This window comes from Chryseobacterium sp. HMWF035 (assembly GCF_003094695.1).
In the GTDB taxonomy this organism is placed as follows: domain Bacteria; phylum Bacteroidota; class Bacteroidia; order Flavobacteriales; family Weeksellaceae; genus Chryseobacterium; species Chryseobacterium gambrini.
In genome coordinates, this window is sequence record NZ_QEHP01000084.1 from 1 (window position 1) to 15952 (window position 15952).

General features: G+C 36.8%; 14 protein-coding genes. 10 read left to right on the forward strand and 4 right to left on the reverse strand.

Going from position 1 to position 15952, the window contains the following annotated elements; translation table 11 throughout:
• The first annotated feature begins 142 nt into the window (after positions 1-142).
• Positions 143-1522: a hypothetical protein gene (locus DD829_RS12970; protein WP_108408677.1), complete on the forward strand. Its 1380-nt coding sequence runs from the start codon at positions 143-145 to the stop codon at positions 1520-1522.
• A gap of 159 nt (positions 1523-1681) precedes the next feature.
• On the opposite strand, the gene DD829_RS12975 is transcribed toward DD829_RS12970, so the two are convergent.
• A complete protein-coding gene (locus tag DD829_RS12975; protein ID WP_108408678.1) occupies positions 1682-2536 on the reverse strand; it encodes a nucleoside phosphorylase in 855 nt (284 codons plus the stop codon).
• 255 nt (positions 2537-2791) lie between these two features.
• On the opposite strand from DD829_RS12975, the gene DD829_RS12980 reads away from it, so the two are divergent.
• The 4 genes from DD829_RS12980 (at position 2792) to DD829_RS12995 (ending at position 8972) form a co-directional block, all read left to right on the forward strand.
• A complete protein-coding gene (locus DD829_RS12980) occupies positions 2792-4618 on the forward strand; it encodes a cytochrome-c peroxidase (RefSeq protein WP_108408676.1) in 1827 nt (608 codons plus the stop codon).
• Positions 4619-4816: 198 nt separating this feature from the next.
• Positions 4817-5662, forward strand: a complete 846-nt coding sequence (locus DD829_RS12985; RefSeq protein ID WP_108408675.1) for a hypothetical protein — start codon at positions 4817-4819, stop codon at positions 5660-5662.
• Between the two features lie 207 nt (positions 5663-5869).
• On the forward strand, positions 5870-8014 hold the full coding sequence (locus DD829_RS12990; protein WP_108408674.1) for an alkaline phosphatase PhoX: 2145 nt from the start codon (positions 5870-5872) through the stop codon (positions 8012-8014).
• A 58-nt stretch (positions 8015-8072) separates the two neighbouring features.
• Positions 8073-8972, forward strand: a complete 900-nt coding sequence (locus tag DD829_RS12995) for a leucine-rich repeat domain-containing protein (RefSeq protein ID WP_116547816.1) — start codon at positions 8073-8075, stop codon at positions 8970-8972.
• 140 nt (positions 8973-9112) lie between these two features.
• On the opposite strand, the gene DD829_RS13000 is transcribed toward DD829_RS12995, so the two are convergent.
• Positions 9113-9436, reverse strand: a complete 324-nt coding sequence (locus DD829_RS13000; protein WP_076390370.1) for a translation initiation factor — start codon at positions 9434-9436, stop codon at positions 9113-9115.
• Between the two features lie 152 nt (positions 9437-9588).
• On the opposite strand from DD829_RS13000, the gene gpmI reads away from it, so the two are divergent.
• From gpmI to DD829_RS13025, 5 genes are all read left to right on the forward strand, one after another.
• A complete protein-coding gene (gene gpmI / locus DD829_RS13005; RefSeq protein WP_108411241.1) occupies positions 9589-11130 on the forward strand; it encodes a 2,3-bisphosphoglycerate-independent phosphoglycerate mutase in 1542 nt (513 codons plus the stop codon).
• A 259-nt stretch (positions 11131-11389) separates the two neighbouring features.
• Complete coding sequence (locus tag DD829_RS13010; protein ID WP_076390367.1) at positions 11390-12370, forward strand: acyl-ACP desaturase; 981 nt, start codon at positions 11390-11392, stop codon at positions 12368-12370.
• Between the two features lie 92 nt (positions 12371-12462).
• Positions 12463-12894 carry a BT0820 family HAD-type phosphatase gene (locus DD829_RS13015; RefSeq protein ID WP_076390366.1) on the forward strand — a complete coding sequence of 144 codons (432 nt, stop codon included), beginning with the start codon at positions 12463-12465 and terminating at the stop codon, positions 12892-12894.
• 92 nt (positions 12895-12986) lie between these two features.
• Positions 12987-13796 (forward strand): type I methionyl aminopeptidase, encoded by an 810-nt coding sequence (gene map, locus DD829_RS13020; RefSeq protein WP_076390365.1) that lies wholly within the window; start codon positions 12987-12989, stop codon positions 13794-13796.
• Complete coding sequence (locus tag DD829_RS13025) at positions 13796-14563, forward strand: class I SAM-dependent methyltransferase (protein WP_108410960.1); 768 nt, start codon at positions 13796-13798, stop codon at positions 14561-14563. The genes map and DD829_RS13025 overlap by 1 nt, the downstream gene beginning before the upstream one ends.
• 162 nt (positions 14564-14725) lie before the next feature.
• Here the strand turns inward: DD829_RS13025 and DD829_RS13030 are convergent, their stop codons facing one another.
• Together DD829_RS13030 and DD829_RS13035 are read right to left on the reverse strand one after the other, a co-directional pair.
• A complete protein-coding gene (locus DD829_RS13030) occupies positions 14726-15055 on the reverse strand; it encodes a DMT family transporter (RefSeq protein ID WP_116547817.1) in 330 nt (109 codons plus the stop codon).
• 135 nt (positions 15056-15190) lie between these two features.
• Positions 15191-15757 carry a Crp/Fnr family transcriptional regulator gene (locus DD829_RS13035; RefSeq protein WP_116547818.1) on the reverse strand — a complete coding sequence of 189 codons (567 nt, stop codon included), beginning with the start codon at positions 15755-15757 and terminating at the stop codon, positions 15191-15193.
• Between the last annotated feature and the right edge of the window lie 195 nt (positions 15758-15952).

The following is a 15952-nucleotide window of genomic DNA, read 5'->3' on the forward strand; positions in this document are numbered from 1 at the left end:
ATTAAGAAGTGATTAAAAGGTATATTATGTCCTGATTATTCACTCTTTGGTGTTAAAATATGAAATAATCAAAAAAAGTGATGTTTTATTAAAAAATATTATATTTGCATTATCAAACTGATAGCTATTTAATAAACCAGAAATGCAAAAACAGACGAAACTTCAAATCTTATTTACAGCTTTATTTTTTCTTAATTTTAATTTCTCATCAGCTCAGGTTGGGATAGGCACGTCTTCTCCTAATCCTTCTGCCATGCTCGAAATTCATTCTGCCAATAAAGGGGTGCTTTTTCCGAGTGTTGCTTTAGATTCTCAAACCGATAATATTACCATTACTTCGCCTTCCGATGGACTTATTGTCTGGAATAACGGACAGGCAGGATTAGTGGAAACAGGTTTCTTTTACTGGAACAATGCAAAATGGAATATGCTTTCCGTAGAAGGAAATCAGATAAACCCGGTTATTCCCGGAGGAAATGGAGGAAACGGATGGAATGATTCCGCAACGAACAGTGGAACCAATGCAGGAGCAAATACCAATCTTGCTCTAGGAACCAATACCTACGATGACCTTATTTTTAAAGTAAATTCTGTAAAAATGGGAAGACTGGGAGTAGATAATTCCATAAGTTTTGGACCGATGGCAAACGCCGGACAGAACGGTATATCTATAGGAACTTCAAGTTCTTCTTTTCAGGGAGTTTCTATCGGAAACGAAGCTTCTGTAACGGCAAATGACGGTTTGGCAGTAGGAAATAAAGCTACGGCAGCCGCTTTTAAATCGAATGCGATCGGCTACAATGCCAAAACCAATAAAAACGAATCCACAGCAATCGGAAATAATTCTCTGGCAGACGGATTTCAGTCTACAGCAATCGGATATAATTCCAAAACCACAGCCAACGAATCTTCTGCATTTGGAAACAATTCTTTCGCGGCAGGATTTCAGTCAGTGGCATTAGGATACAATGCAAAAACAAACTCCAACAGCGAGACAGCAGTTGGATTCAATACCGTTACCAACGGACAGAATTCCACAGCAATAGGTTCCGGAGCTTCTGCAACAGGGCAGAATTCTACAGCAATTGGTTACAATACCACCACAAGCCAGTATAATGCAATTGCCATCGGAAACAGCAGTGCAAACGTAGGAATAGGAACAAGCACTCCGAATACAACAGCAAGATTAGACGTAAACGGTCAGTACAAATTGGGAAGCAAAGGAACGGTAAATAAAAACCAGATCAGTTTTGAGGTTTGGCCAAGTGTTTCTATTAATAACCTGCCATCAGGAAAATCTACAACCATGGATATTGCTATTCCTGCGACAATGCTTCCAAGCTCTACCAAAGCGACAATTGTGGTAACTCCGGCTTCGGATTTTGCAGGAAATGCATCATTTTCTATCTCGAACCCGAGAATGACTTCCACATCAAATATCACAATTAATCTTACCAATATTTCAGGAAATGCAGAAAGTTTATACTCTTCACATTTCTACGTAACGATTAACGAATTTTAATAGAATTGAATAAATAATACGATGCGTCACTTCAAATAGATTAATCAATCTTCAAGAAGTTTTAATTTAATGGTTATAAAGAAAGGATCTCGCTTATGAGATCCTTTTGATTTTTATTACACTGTAAGATTTTACAGCAACAAAATGAATTTTACTTCATTATTTAATGACTCTTTCTAAAACCCACTCGATAAGATTTTTTTCCGAAGCATGATGATCGGTGGAGAATTCTCCACGTCTTCTGTTGGCAATCACGTTGTTTACGGTAATTGCTTTATGACCTAAAAGTCTGGACAGAGCATAAATGGCGGAAGTTTCCATTTCAAAATTGGTTACGCCAAGATCATTCAGCTTTTCTAAAAACTGATCGTCCACAGCTTTTAAACGCAGTTGTCTTCCCTGTGGAGCATAAAAGCCCGGGAAAGTAGCTGTGTTTCCGTGATATTTTGCGTCTTTGTACAATGCTCCCAATTCTTCCGCCCAGTCTGCAAAATAAAGCATCGGTTTAATTTTCGGGTAAGGGAATTTTTCCATAAAATTTCTGGAAAATTCGTTTTCAAACTCGTAATCCTGATAAAAATGCATTAAGCCGTCCAATCCTACAACATTCTGCGTAACCAGCATATTATCCACCTGAACATCGGGATTCACACTTCCGCAGGTTCCCATTCTGAATAACTGTAAGGCAGAATGTTCCGTTTTAAACTCTTTATTTTTAAGATCGATATTTACCAGCGCATCAAGCTCATTCATCACAATATCAATATTCTCTGTCCCTATTCCGGTAGACATTACAGTGATTCTTTCGCCTCTTAATGTTCCTGTATGCGTGTAAAATTCTCTTTTATTTTTCTTTACTTCTACTTTGTCAAAATATTTTGAAACCTTCGCAACACGATCAGGATCGCCTACAAGAATAATTTTTTCGGCAATATCTTCAGGTAAAAGGTTCAGGTGATAAACACTTCCGTCTTCGTTCAGAACAAGTTCTGAAGCAGCAAGTTTATTCAGCATAAATTCGTTTTTATAGTTTAATACATTGAAATTGTGATTGGTTTCCGCCAATCTTTAAAAATCCTCTCCCAAGATCCTCATCATTATTTTTAGAATGTCAATGTTGGAAATTGACCGTTCGGTAATGAATTTGATTTCGGGGTTTAAAATTAATAAAAATTACCCGAATAGAGATGTAAACATTATTTAATTCAGATTTAAAATTCTGGTAACGTCCGAATTGTGCGCTATTAATAGATTTGCGCAAAAAATTTCATGAGATTTTATCCCTTTGCTGCGCTACTTTTTCTGCTTGTCTTTTCTGCAATGTCTTTCAATCCGGTAGATCAAGGAGTGAAAAGTGAAGATACATTCATCAACAATGGTTTATCGGAATTCAAAAATAAGCTTGAAAATTTAAAATCGGATGCCAAAAGTTTTTCGGAAGATAAAATTTCCCTTGAAGAACTTCAGCAGTCATTAAAAAATACCAGAAATTCTTTCAAGGAAATCGAGTTTTACGTTGCGTATCATTATCCTGAATTTACAAAAACCCACCTCAACGCAGCACCGCTTTTTCATATTGAAGCAGCGGGAACTTCCGCGTACACTCTTCCTCCGGAAGGATTACAGGTTTTGGACGAAATGATATTTTCGGATGAAGCAATCGAAAAAAAGAATGATATTAAAACAATTGCAGATTTTTTATACAACAGCTACGCGAGTTTTTATTTAAGTACCGTAAAAAACGGTTTAAGCAAAGGAAACAATAAAACATTACCGTTAAGAATTGAACTGATCAGAATCTACAGTTTAGGCGTTACAGGTTTCGATACTCCGGGTTCGCTGAATGTTTCCGATGAAACTGTTCATGCTTTTTCAGGGATGCAAAAATATCTTCATGATGATCTTTACTTTAAAAATTATAATATTCGGAAAGCTGATGCCATTTTAACGGACGGAATTAATTATCTGACAAAAAATACAGATTTTGAAACGTTCGACAGGATTGAGTTTTATAAAAAATTCATTCAGCCTTTATACGAAGAATTCGGAAGCTGGGACGGAAGAAGCGATGATTTGAAAGAATTTTCTGGTTGGAATGTGGGGAATAAAAACTTTTTCAGCAGCGATTTTCTGGATCCCTATTTTTATACATTATTAAAAAAAGACGAAGATAACGGAGATTTAAGAAAATTAGGAAAAGAAATTTTTTATGACCAGAATGTGAGTAAAAACGGAAAAATGAGCTGTGCAACCTGCCATTTACCGGAAAATGCGTTCACCGATTTAAAAGCAAAGTCTCAGAGTAACTTAGAGGGAAAAACTGTGCTGAGAAATTCTCCGTCTTTGTATAACGCTGTTTTTGCCAAAAGATTTTTCTATGATTTGAGGGCTTTTTATCTTGAACAACAGGCAGAACACGTCATTTATAATAAAGATGAATTCAATACAAGCTATGAAAGCATCATTAAAAAATTAAAAACCAAACCGGAATACAGAAAAGCCTTTAAAGCTGCTTTTAAGAATGGAGAAATCAATAAAGAAAACTTTTCCAAAGCTTTGAGTTCTTACGTAGCTTCACTATATTCTTATGAAAGCGATTTTGATCGGTTTATGAGAAACGAAAGAGAAATTTCATCGGATGCGAAGAAAGGATTTAATCTCTTTATGGGAAAAGCAAACTGTGCAACCTGCCATTTTGCACCGAACTTTTCAGGTTTAGTTCCACCGTTCTTTAATGAAAACGAATCTGAAGTTTTAGGAATTACGGCAAAACCAATCAGCCAGAAACCTTTGGAATTAGATGCAGATCAGGGAAGAATCAACAGTCCTGTAAGAAAGGAAAATTCATGGATCTATGAAAATTCTTTCAAAACAGTAACGGTAAGAAATGCGGCTTTAACAAAACCCTATTTTCACAACGGTGCTTTCAATACTCTGGAGGAAGTTATGGATTTTTACAACGAAGGGGGAGGAGAAGGTCTTGGCTTAAAGGTGAAAAATCAGACGCTGGCTTCGGATAAGTTGAATTTAACCCAAACAGAAATTAAACAGATTATTGCATTTTTGAATGTTCTGACGGATGTAAGCAGGAAATAGATAACAATAAATGAAATATCCAACAGTTTAAGTACTACAATTATAAAATTTGTAGGTAAACTTTTATTAAAATGACTATATTGCGCCGATAATAAAAACGTATAAAAATTAGTCTTACCAATATCTGTATAGCAGAGCAGATTATTCAGGCTAAAAATAATACGATTAATAAACTATTTACCTTAAAAACTTAAATTTATGAAGTACGTTATCATTTTTGCAGCGATTCTTGCTGTGCTTATTATTTACACGGTAATTTCCAGCCGTAAAAGTTTAAAAAATGCTCCCGGAAGATTAATCAATGCCAGAAAACTGTATGCTGATGGCGATTACAATGCCGCTTTAAAAGAATTAAGAGAGGCATTTGTTCTTCCATTCGGAGACAAAGTAACCCTTGAATACAGAACCCATGTATTGGGCGTTTTAGATCTTTTAACAGAAATTTTAAACGGAATGAATGTTAAGGGCGATAAATTAACGGCTAAATTGTACAAGCGACTGAATGAGGCAACCGGAACGATTCAGATTGAGGAATATCTGCTGAAACCAATCAATGATTTTTTTGATAATACGGAATCTGATGAAAAACTGGCGGAGTTTTTGAAAAAAGCGGTTATGTCGGGTGAGATTGGTGTTGTTTACAGTGACGATAATTCCGGACCGGATATCAGTAACAGAACCAATGAATTTATCAACCGCGGCGGGAAATTTTTAATGAAGGGAGAGTATCAGAACGCGATTGATGTTTATAATGAGGCACTCACCCAAAGTTGGGATCAGCAGGATGAAGCTTTTCTGTACGATCAGTTAGCATCATGTCATTTTATGAATAAAGATATAGTTTCGGCGGAAGCAAATTACCAGAAAAGTATTAGTATTAAACCGTACTATACCAATGTGTGGAACTATTGCGACTTTCTGATTTATAACAAGCGAAAAGCAGATGCGGAAACACAGATGTCTAATCTCGCTACACTGATTAAGACAAAATCAGATCAGAAAGAATACGATAGCCTGTTCAAAAAATGGTACAGCCTGTCTTAGAATACTTAAAGAAATTGAATTACAAAGTCATATATTTTTATATGGCTTTTTTTGGTTCTTATAAGTTCCGACTTAACATAAAATTCATGTAATTAACATTCGGTTTTCCATTAATTAATATTTCTCAAGATTTATTTAAAATCCTATTAACAGGGGCTTCACAGCAATCTGATAGTTTTGCACTGTCTAATAAATCGAAATTTTAAAATGAAAAGAAAACTACTAACAGTTGCAGCTCTTGCAATGGTCACGGGTTCGTTACTGAACGCACAGACTTTTATTTTTAACAAAAATTCCGCATGGAAATACAACGATAGCAATACTGCTTTGGCATCCCAATGGAAAACAGCAACTTATGATGTTTCCACATGGTCTCAGGGAAACGGACCTCTTGGTTATGGTGATCCTGTAACGACCACAACGGCTACAGGACTTATCACGGCTTATTTTGCAAAAGATTTTACCGTAAACTTAAACGATCTTTCTTCCACTATGGAATTAGGAGTGATGAGAGACGACGGAATCGTAGTTTATCTTAATGGAGAAGAAGTCGTAAGAGACAATATGCCTTCCGGGACAATCGATTTCAATACACTGTCAAGTACAACAATCGATGGAGCGGCAGAAAGTGTTTACAATGTTTTTTCTATTCCAAAATCCAAATTCGTTAACGGAAACAACAGAATCTCTATTGAATTGCACAACAGAGGCGCTTCAAGTTCAGATTTAAGAATTGATGCTTATCTTAAAACAACTTCAACCGTAACTCCGGTTCCTTGTAACGCCAATCACATCAGTTGTTTTACTTCCATCGTTCCTACCGCACAGACGAATAAACTAATCATTCCAACAGAACATAAATATCAGCTGATCCTTAAAGAAGGTGACAATTATACAGAAGGAGGAGGTTTAGTAGGAGGACAGAACGATTTCACAGCTTATGTTCCGAAAAATGCAAGCAGTACCAACGGATATCTTTCTGTAAACCACGAAACAAATCCGGGAGGAGTTACCATGGCAGAAATCAATTATAATGCTACTACAAAACTTTGGCAGTTGTCCCGATCAAGAGCAGTGAGCTTTTCGGCTCCGAGTCTGGTTCAGACCATCAGAAACTGTTCGGGAGGAGTTACTCCGTGGGGAACGGTGGTAACTGCGGAAGAGCAGACCACTTCAAGCGACGTTAATGCAGACGGAATGAAAGATTACGGATGGTTGGTAGAAATAGATCCGGCAACCGCTCAGGTCATTTCGCAGAATACGGACGGATCTAAAGGAAAACTTTGGCAGATGGGAATCATGAATCACGAAAACGTAGTGATCAATAATACAGGAACAATCGCTTATTACGGTGAAGACGGCGGAACACACATGGTTTACAAATATGTGATGGATACTCCGAACAATCTTTCTTCCGGAAATCTTTATGTGCTGAAACTGGATCAGGGATTAAGCGGAGGAGATCCTGTTGCAACAACCGCAACTTGGATTCAGGTTCCTAATAAAACAAAAGCAGATCAGAATAACACTACCGCTTTGGCACAGTCACTTGGCGGAACGTCTTTCAACGGAATCGAAGATGTGGATATCAGTCCGCTTGACGGGAAAATCTATTTTACGGCAAAAGGTCTTAATAAAGTGTACCGATTAAAAGATGACGGAGCTACAGCTTCTCAGGTGGAAACTTTCGTAGGAGGTCTTACGACGAACTATTCTTTCGACACAGCGCAGGGAACAAAAACCGAAGCTTGGGGAGACGGAAACGACAACCTTACGTTCGATGAACTTGGAAATCTTTGGGTGCTACAGGATGGTGGTAAAAACTACATCTGGGTAATTGCTCCGGATCATACTCAGGCAAATCCGAAAGTGAAACTATTCGCTTCCATGCCTGCAGGATCGGAGCCGACCGGACTTACTTTCACGCCGGATCACAAATTCGGATTCTTCTCTGTACAGCATCCGGATTCTACGATTTCAACTGATATTGATGCGACAGGAAATACGATTGATTACAGAGGAAAATCGGCAACTGTTGTTATCGCTCTTAAAAACAATTTAGGAACTACAGGTTCATTAGGAACAATTGATGCTCAGACAGAAAATACAGTAACTGTTGCTCCGAACCCGACTTCAGGATTGGTGAAGATCAATTCTCCGAAAGGGTTGAAAAACATTATGGTAACAGCGTACAGTATCGATGGGAAGATTGTTTTCACCCAGAAATATTCAGGATTAAACAAAGTTTTAGACTTAGACTTTACAAAACAGCTTGAATCTTCAAGAGTATTGATTTTAAACATCGAAGCGGAAGGAGGATTCCAGCAGACGGTAAAATTGCTTAAAAAATAAATTATTAATATTTACATAACTGCCGGTGATGATATATTGCCGGTAGTTTTTTATTTGTATGAAAAAGCTCTTTTTTTCTATTTCATTTTTAATACTTTCACAGGCAAAAGCACAGATTGATCCTGTAAAATATCCGACGTATACCAATGTGGATGACGCCATAAAAAGCGGACAAACCATTTACAGCATGAGTTTCAGAGGAAAAACCATGTTCAATCTTCCGGTTGAAATCCAAAAGTTAAAATCCATCTTTTTCCTGAATTTAATGGAAAACAGGTTTGAGAAAATGGATGAGGCAATTTTCAGGCTGAAAGAACTTACCATTTTAAACTTAAACGAAAACAGCATCAAATATATTCCGGACGAAATCGCAGAACTTCAGAAACTGGAAAGCTTTTCCATTAATTTAAATAGTTTAACGAAGATAAATCCGAATTTGGCAAAACTTCAGAAATTAAAGGTGATCCATCTTGATGCCAATAATCTGAACGTTTTTCCGGAAGCTTTACTAAAAATTCCAAGTCTGGAGGAAATTAATTTACAGGGAAATCAGATCAGTTTTATTGCTAAAGATTTAGATCAGATTAAAAAGCTGAAATCATTAAATCTGGCTTCCAATCAGATTAACGATTTGGGAGATTTAGTATTTCCTAAAGAATTAAAATACATAGAATTACAGCAGAATTCAATTTCAAAACTTCCCGATGGATTATTTAAATCCGGAAATCTGGAGTTTTTAAACGTAAGCCAAAACCATATCAAAGAAATTCCGCCCAAAGTAAAAGGACTGAAAAATATAGTAAGCATGAATTTAGCAAACAATCAGCTAAAAGATCTTCCTTCCGAGTTTTCTCAACTGAAGAATCTTAAAACACTGATCTTAACAGGTAATCCGATGGAAAAATCAACCATCGAAAAGTTAAAAACCATGATGCCGCAAACGCAGATCTATTTTTAAAAATCTTAAAATTATAACGTAACATTTGCAAGGCTTCCGCTATCATTTGCTGAACGAAGTGCCGTTGCGAACGAGAATATTTTCAGGTAAGATTAGAAAACTTTCGCGGTCATAGCGTTTGAAGAATTTAAAATTAAAAACTATCCGCCAACTCTCTTGGTTTTATAGCCCATTTCTTTAAGGATATTCATAATCTTATCACGGTTATCTCCCTGAATGATAATTGTTCCATCCTTTTCAGAACCACCGATTCCCAGTGTGGTTTTTATCTTTTTTGAAATGTTTTTAAGTTCTTCCTCGCTTCCTTCCCAGCCTTCAACAATCGTTACGGGCTTTCCGTTTCTGCCTTTTTTCTCAAATTTACACACCAAAGGTTCTTTTTGCCTGAACTGTTCTTCAGGCATCTCAAAATCCTGCTCTTCATGATCAGGAAAAAGGTTTTTCAGTTGATCTCTTAAATCCATAGAGCAAAATTAATAAAATATTTACTTTTTTGCTATTAACTAAAAAGTAAAATACGTTTATACTAAAAACAAATTTTAAACAAAATTTAAGTCCGTCAATTGTTTATTTCATTTCAAAATAAATAAATTTGTAGGACAAAAGTTTATACAAAATGTCGAAAAAAGCAATATTAGCGATCCTTGACGGATGGGGATTGGGAATGAATCCGGACGTTTCAGCCATAGATAAAGCAAACACTCCTTTTATAGATAACTGCCTTAAAAATTTTCCGCATACAACACTCGAAGCGAGTGGTTTAGCAGTTGGACTTCCTGCAGGACAGATGGGGAATTCCGAAGTAGGGCACATGAACTTAGGTGCGGGAAGAGTGGTGTACCAGAATCTGGTAAAGCTGAACATGGCAGTCGAAAACGGATCTTTAGGTCAGCAGAAAGTCATTCAGAATGCTTTTGATTATGCTAAAAAAGAAAATAAAAAAGTACATTTCATCGGTTTGGTTTCCAATGGAGGAGTACATTCACATATCAACCATTTAAAAGGACTTTTAACGGCAGCTCACGAATTCGGATTGAATGAAAATGTTTTCGTTCATGCCTTTACAGACGGGCGCGACTGCGATCCGCTTTCAGGAAAAGGGTTTATCGAAGAACTTCAGGATCACATGGAAAAAACAGTAGGAAAACTGGCAACCGTAGTCGGAAGATATTATGCCATGGATCGTGATAAAAGATGGGAGCGTGTAAAACTCGCTTATGATGCGATGGTAGAAGGAGTGGGGGAACAGTCGACGGATGCATTGGCTTCAATCCAGAAATCTTATGATAATCACGTGACGGATGAGTTTATCAAGCCGATTATCATGATCGATTCCACACAGACAGGAAATGTGGTTCCGATTGCTAAAATAACAGATCAGGATGTGGTGATCTGCTTCAATTTTCGTACAGACAGAGGTCGTGAGATCACGGAAGTACTTTCTCAGAAAGATTTCCCGGAGTTTTTTATGAGAAAACTGCCGCTTTACTATGTTACATTAACAAACTATGATAAAACGTTCCAGAACGTTCATGTAGTTTTCGATGAAGAAGTTTTGCACGAAACGATGGGCGAGATTTTAGAAAAAAATCATAAGACACAGATCAGGATTGCGGAAACAGAAAAATATCCTCACGTTACCTTTTTCTTTTCAGGAGGGAGAGAAGCCGAATTTGTGGGCGAAAAAAGATTGCTTTGTCCAAGTCCGAAAGATGTTCCGACCTACGATTTAAAACCCGAAATGTCAGCATACGATATTACCAACGCGATTGTTCCCGAGCTGGAAAACGAAACCGCAGATTTTATCTGTCTGAATTTTGCAAACACAGATATGGTAGGTCATACCGGAGTTTTTGAAGCAGCCGTTAAAGCAGCCGAAACCGTAGATCAATGCATTGAAAAAGTGGCAACTACAGCTTACGAGCACGGTTATGCTGTTTTCATTTTGGCAGATCACGGAAATTCTGATGTGATGATTAATCCGGACGGAACCCCAAATACACAGCATTCCACCAATCTGGTTCCTTTCATCGTAATGGACAAAGATCAGACATGGAATCTTAAGCCCGGAAAATTAGGCGATGTGGCACCTACGATCTTAAAAGTGATGGGAGTGGAAATTCCTGAGATTATGACTGGCGATATTTTAGTCAGCTAAACAAGAGATAAAAGTTTTAAAGAATGAAATCATTGTTAAATGCGACAGACTTTTCAAACTTAAAAAAGGACAGTAGAAAAAATCCTAACGAACTTTAATCTAAAATATTATTTAAAATTCAGAAATAATAAAGATAAAATGCCGTTATTATTTACATAGCGGTATTTTTTTATGACTAATATCAGAAATAATTAACAAAATATTATGTCCTAAATAATAAATAAAACTATAAATTTGCAGTTTAATCTAAATTCTAAAAATGTATCAAAAGCTTGTAAGGAAAGAAGTAATGGGAATTTTGGAAAAGGAGGTAGGTTCTTTTCTGAATAAATTTTTAACGCCAATCGAGAAAATCTGGCAGCCTTCCGATTATCTTCCGGATCCGTCGAGTGAAGATTTTAAACATGATTTAGAAGAAATACAGACTTTCGCACGCGAAATGCCTTATGATCTTTTCGTAACGCTTATAGGCGACTGTATCACAGAAGAAGCTCTGCCTTCTTATGAATCCTGGTTAATGGGAGTAGACGGAGTAGACCAGGAGCAGAAAGAAATTGGCTGGGCAAACTGGGTAAGAGCATGGACTGCTGAAGAAAACAGACACGGAGATCTTTTAAGCAAATATCTTTACCTGTGCGGAAGAGTGAACATGAGAGAAGTTGAGGTTACCACTCAATATCTTATTAATGACGGTTTCGATCTGGGAACAAGCATGGATCCTTACAGGAACTTCATCTATACAAGTTTTCAGGAAACTGCGACCAACATTTCTCACCGAAGAGTAGGAACTCTCGCAAAACAGTCCGGAAACGGAAAATTAGCTAAAATGTGCGGAGTTATTGCGGCGGATGAAGCAAGACACGCGAAAGCTTACAAACATTTTGTAGAAAAGATCCTTGAGATCGATCCTTCGGAAATGATTCTTGCTTTTGAAGATATGATGCGTAAAAAAATCGTAATGCCGGCTCACATGATGAGACAGTCCGGACAAAAAGCAGGAGAACTTTGGGGACATTTCTCAGACGCTGCGCAAAGATGCATGGTGTATACAGGACAGGATTACATCAATATCCTTAAAGACCTTCTGGACGAATGGAAAATCGAACACGTAAAAGGTCTTAATGAAAAAGCTGAAAAAGCACAGGAATATTTAATGAAACTTCCTGCAAGACTTCAGAAAATCACGGACAGAATTTCAACGCCGGATCTTCAGTTTCAGTTCAGTTGGGTGAAAAGTTAGTTCTATAATTGGATAAATTATAAAGTAGGAGTGCTAAGTGTTTTTGGCACTCTTTTTATTTTGTATCTTTGCATTTCTAAATCTTAAATATAATGATGAATAATAAGAAAATTGCTGTTGATTTCGACGGAACCATCGTAGATGATGCGTACCCTGGAATCGGCAAGGCAAAGGTTTTTGCTTTCGAGACACTTAGAAGACTTCAGGCAGAGGGGTTCAGATTGATTCTGTGGACATACAGACACGGAAAAACATTAGATGAAGCAGTAGAATTCTGCAGAAAAAACGGGATTGAATTTTATGCAGTCAATTCAAGTTTTGAAGGAGAAGTTTTCGATCCGGAAACACAATCCAGGAAGCTGGATGCAGATTGGTTTATAGATGACCGAAATCTGGGAGGTTTTCCGGGATGGGGCGAAATTTACAATATTATTCAGGAAAGAATAGAATTCCGTGTGGAAGGAAAAGAGGTTTTAGCCTATTCAAAACTAAAAAAAGAAAAGAAAAAAGGATTATTCTGGTAGGATAATTAAAATGTAACGATTTAATAATGTATCAATTTACCAATTATTGATATTGTTACATTAATATACTAATACATTGGTAAATTAAAACAATGATTCAATTAAAAACAATAGACGAACTACGTCTTATGAAAGAAAGTGCCCGTTTGGTTTCCAGAACATTAGGAATGTTGGCGAAAGAAATCAAACCCGGGATTACCACTTTATATCTGGATAAATTAGCGCACGATTTCATCAAGGATCATGGTGCAGAACCTGCATTTTTAGGATATGGAGGGTTTCCGTACTCTTTGTGTATTTCTCCGAATGAGCAGGTGGTTCACGGTTTTCCGAGCAAAGAAGAAATTAAAGAAGGAGATGTACTTTCTGTAGACTGTGGTGCTGTTCTGAACGGTTTCGTAGGCGATCATGCCTATACTTTCGAAATCGGAGAAGTAAAGCCGGAAACCAAAAAATTATTAAAAATAGCCAAAGAATCTCTTTATAAAGGAATTGAGCAGTGTGTGAGAGGAAAAAGAATCGGGGATATTTCCCACGCTATTCAGGCACACTGTGAAAAAGAAGGATATGGTGTTGTAAGAGAACTGGTAGGTCATGGTGTCGGAAGACAGATGCATGAAGATCCGCAGGTTCCGAATTATGGAAGACAGGGAAGCGGAAAAGTGATTAAAGACGGATTAACGATTGCAATCGAACCGATGATTAATCTGGGAACTGAAAAAGTGAAATTCCATAATGATGGATGGACGGTGACAACTTTAGACAATCAGCCTTCTGCGCACTTCGAGCACGATGTTGCTGTAATTAACGGAAAACCTGTATTGCTTTCAACGTTCCAGTATATTTATGATGCTTTGGGAATCGTAAGCGATGAAGAAAAAGCCTTCCAATTGGATTTTTAATGAAAAAAGTCACTAAACTTTTACTGAATAAGATTCCGCGTCCGATGCTTATCAAAATGAGCATTTGGGCAAGACCACTTATCTATCAGTTCTTTAAAGGCGATACGTTTTTTGATCCTATTGACGGAAAATCTTACCGTAAATTTCTTCCTTACGGATACGGAAGTCAGCGTGAAAACGCCTTGTCTCCCGGAACGTTGAGTCTGGAAAGACATCGCCAGATGTGGCTTTACCTGCAAAATGAAACCGATTTTTTCATTAAAAATTACAAAGTTCTGCATATTGCTCCGGAACAGGAATTCCTGAGAAAGTTTAAAAGAATGAAAAACTTAAACTACATTTCAGCTGATCTTTTTTCGCCGATTGTAGACGTAAAAGCAGACATTCTCGATCTTCCTTTTGAAAATGAAAGCTTCGATATTGTTTTTTGCAACCACGTTCTGGAACATATTGAAGATGATGCCAAAGCGATGAGCGAACTGTACCGTGTTTTAAGACCGGGAGGTTGGGGAATTCTGCAGGTTCCGATGAAAAATACTCTGGAAAAAACGTACGAAGATTTTACGATAAAAGATCCGAAAGAACGTCAGAAACATTTCGGGCAGTACGATCACGTTCGCTGGTACGGAATGGATTATTTCGACCGACTGAAAAAAGCAGGGTTTGAAACGGATATTAATTTCTATTCTAAACAGTTCACCCAGGAGGAAATAAAAAAATACGGGCTTAGAGAAAATGAAATTCTGCCTTTAGTATACAAAAAATAAGAAACGTCTTCGCAATGAAGACGTTTTTATTGTTATTTCATTTTTTCAAAAAAATAATATGATTGTCTGCAATTTATAATAGTTGAAAAAAATCTTTAAATTCTTGTTAAGTAAAATGTCTTTTCGAGCTTAAAAGCATTTAGTATACTGAATGAACGAAAATTAATGTGCAGAAACAGCTTTCAGTCCAACCACAGATCCAATTAAAGTCACAATAAAGAAAATTCTCCAGAAGCTTACCGGATCTTTAAAAAAGAAAATTCCCATTAAAACAGTTCCTACAGCTCCTATTCCCGTCCAGACTGCATAGGCGGTTCCGATGGGCAGAGTCTGGGTAGCTTTGATCAGTAGAAGCATACTTACCGTTAAAGAGATCAGAAATCCTGCAAACCAAAAATACATTGCCGTACCGCTTGTTTCTTTTACTTTTCCCAAACATGAAGCAAAGGCAACTTCAAATAATCCTGCAATAATCAAGATAATCCAATTCATTTTTCTGTAATTTTCAACTGCAAAGTTCTGTAATTTGGAAAGAATAAAATTTTACAATTGTTAAAAAATCTACTGTAAAGATTAAATTTCATCTATCCAAACCCTCCAACCCTCCAACCCTCAAACTCTCAAACGCTACAACTTAATCTCCGCTCTTATTCTGCTCAGGCTTACCTGCGAAATCCCTAAATAAGAAGCAATATGCCCAAGCTGAACCCTTTTGAGCAGGTCAGGTTTATTTTTTACAAGATCTTTATATCTTTCAAGAGCCGTTTTATATTGCCTAGAAATGATCAGTTCTTCGGTTTTTACCAGTTCTCTTTCCGCAAACTTTCTTCCCCAATTGGCTATATGAATATCCTCGTTGAATAATTTTTTAAGATGCTCTGTTTCCAGTTTGTAGAATTCGCAGTTTTCCAGTAGTTCAATATTTTCGTATCCGGGATTGTTTTCCACATAACTTTTCATGGAAACCACCGGTTCGCCTTCATTTCCGAACCAGAACGTAATGTCTCTGTCTTCTGTGGATGCGTATGCGCGTACAATTCCTTTTTTCAAAAAATAAATATGAGGAATTACTTTTTCAGCTTCCATCAGACAGAAATTCTTGGGATAAGAAACTTCTGTAATGTATTGTTTCAGTTTTATTTTTGAGATTTCTGGAAGTAAGTAAATGCGGTCGAGAATTTCGTCAATTTCCATAATTAAGTCTTGGATAATTCATCTAAAATATTGGTTTTAACAACAGAAAACAAGAAAATTATTCTCCTGTGTTTTGAATTAAATTAAAAATTAATTAAATTTAGAAGGTAAAACGTTTAACCAAAACAACAGTCGGGAAGTATATAAAGATTGCTATTGAATTAATATACAAACAATTTAAATTTAAAATTATTT

Excerpts from the sequence above, each read along its gene's own strand:
- DD829_RS12970 (WP_108408677.1), top strand. The coding sequence starts at position 143 with ATGCAAAAACAGACGAAACTTCAAATCTTATTTACAGCTTTATTTTTT.
- DD829_RS12975 (WP_108408678.1), bottom strand. The coding sequence starts at position 2,536 with ATGCTGAATAAACTTGCTGCTTCAGAACTTGTTCTGAACGAAGACGGA.
- DD829_RS12980 (WP_108408676.1), top strand. The coding sequence starts at position 2,792 with ATGAGATTTTATCCCTTTGCTGCGCTACTTTTTCTGCTTGTCTTTTCT.
- DD829_RS12985 (WP_108408675.1), top strand. The coding sequence starts at position 4,817 with ATGAAGTACGTTATCATTTTTGCAGCGATTCTTGCTGTGCTTATTATT.
- DD829_RS12990 (WP_108408674.1), top strand. The coding sequence starts at position 5,870 with ATGAAAAGAAAACTACTAACAGTTGCAGCTCTTGCAATGGTCACGGGT.
- DD829_RS12995 (WP_116547816.1), top strand. The coding sequence starts at position 8,073 with ATGAAAAAGCTCTTTTTTTCTATTTCATTTTTAATACTTTCACAGGCA.
- DD829_RS13000 (WP_076390370.1), bottom strand. The coding sequence starts at position 9,436 with ATGGATTTAAGAGATCAACTGAAAAACCTTTTTCCTGATCATGAAGAG.
- gpmI (WP_108411241.1), top strand. The coding sequence starts at position 9,589 with ATGTCGAAAAAAGCAATATTAGCGATCCTTGACGGATGGGGATTGGGA.
- DD829_RS13010 (WP_076390367.1), top strand. The coding sequence starts at position 11,390 with ATGTATCAAAAGCTTGTAAGGAAAGAAGTAATGGGAATTTTGGAAAAG.
- DD829_RS13015 (WP_076390366.1), top strand. The coding sequence starts at position 12,463 with ATGATGAATAATAAGAAAATTGCTGTTGATTTCGACGGAACCATCGTA.
- map (WP_076390365.1), top strand. The coding sequence starts at position 12,987 with ATGATTCAATTAAAAACAATAGACGAACTACGTCTTATGAAAGAAAGT.
- DD829_RS13025 (WP_108410960.1), top strand. The coding sequence starts at position 13,796 with ATGAAAAAAGTCACTAAACTTTTACTGAATAAGATTCCGCGTCCGATG.
- DD829_RS13030 (WP_116547817.1), bottom strand. The coding sequence starts at position 15,055 with ATGAATTGGATTATCTTGATTATTGCAGGATTATTTGAAGTTGCCTTT.
- DD829_RS13035 (WP_116547818.1), bottom strand. The coding sequence starts at position 15,757 with ATGGAAATTGACGAAATTCTCGACCGCATTTACTTACTTCCAGAAATC.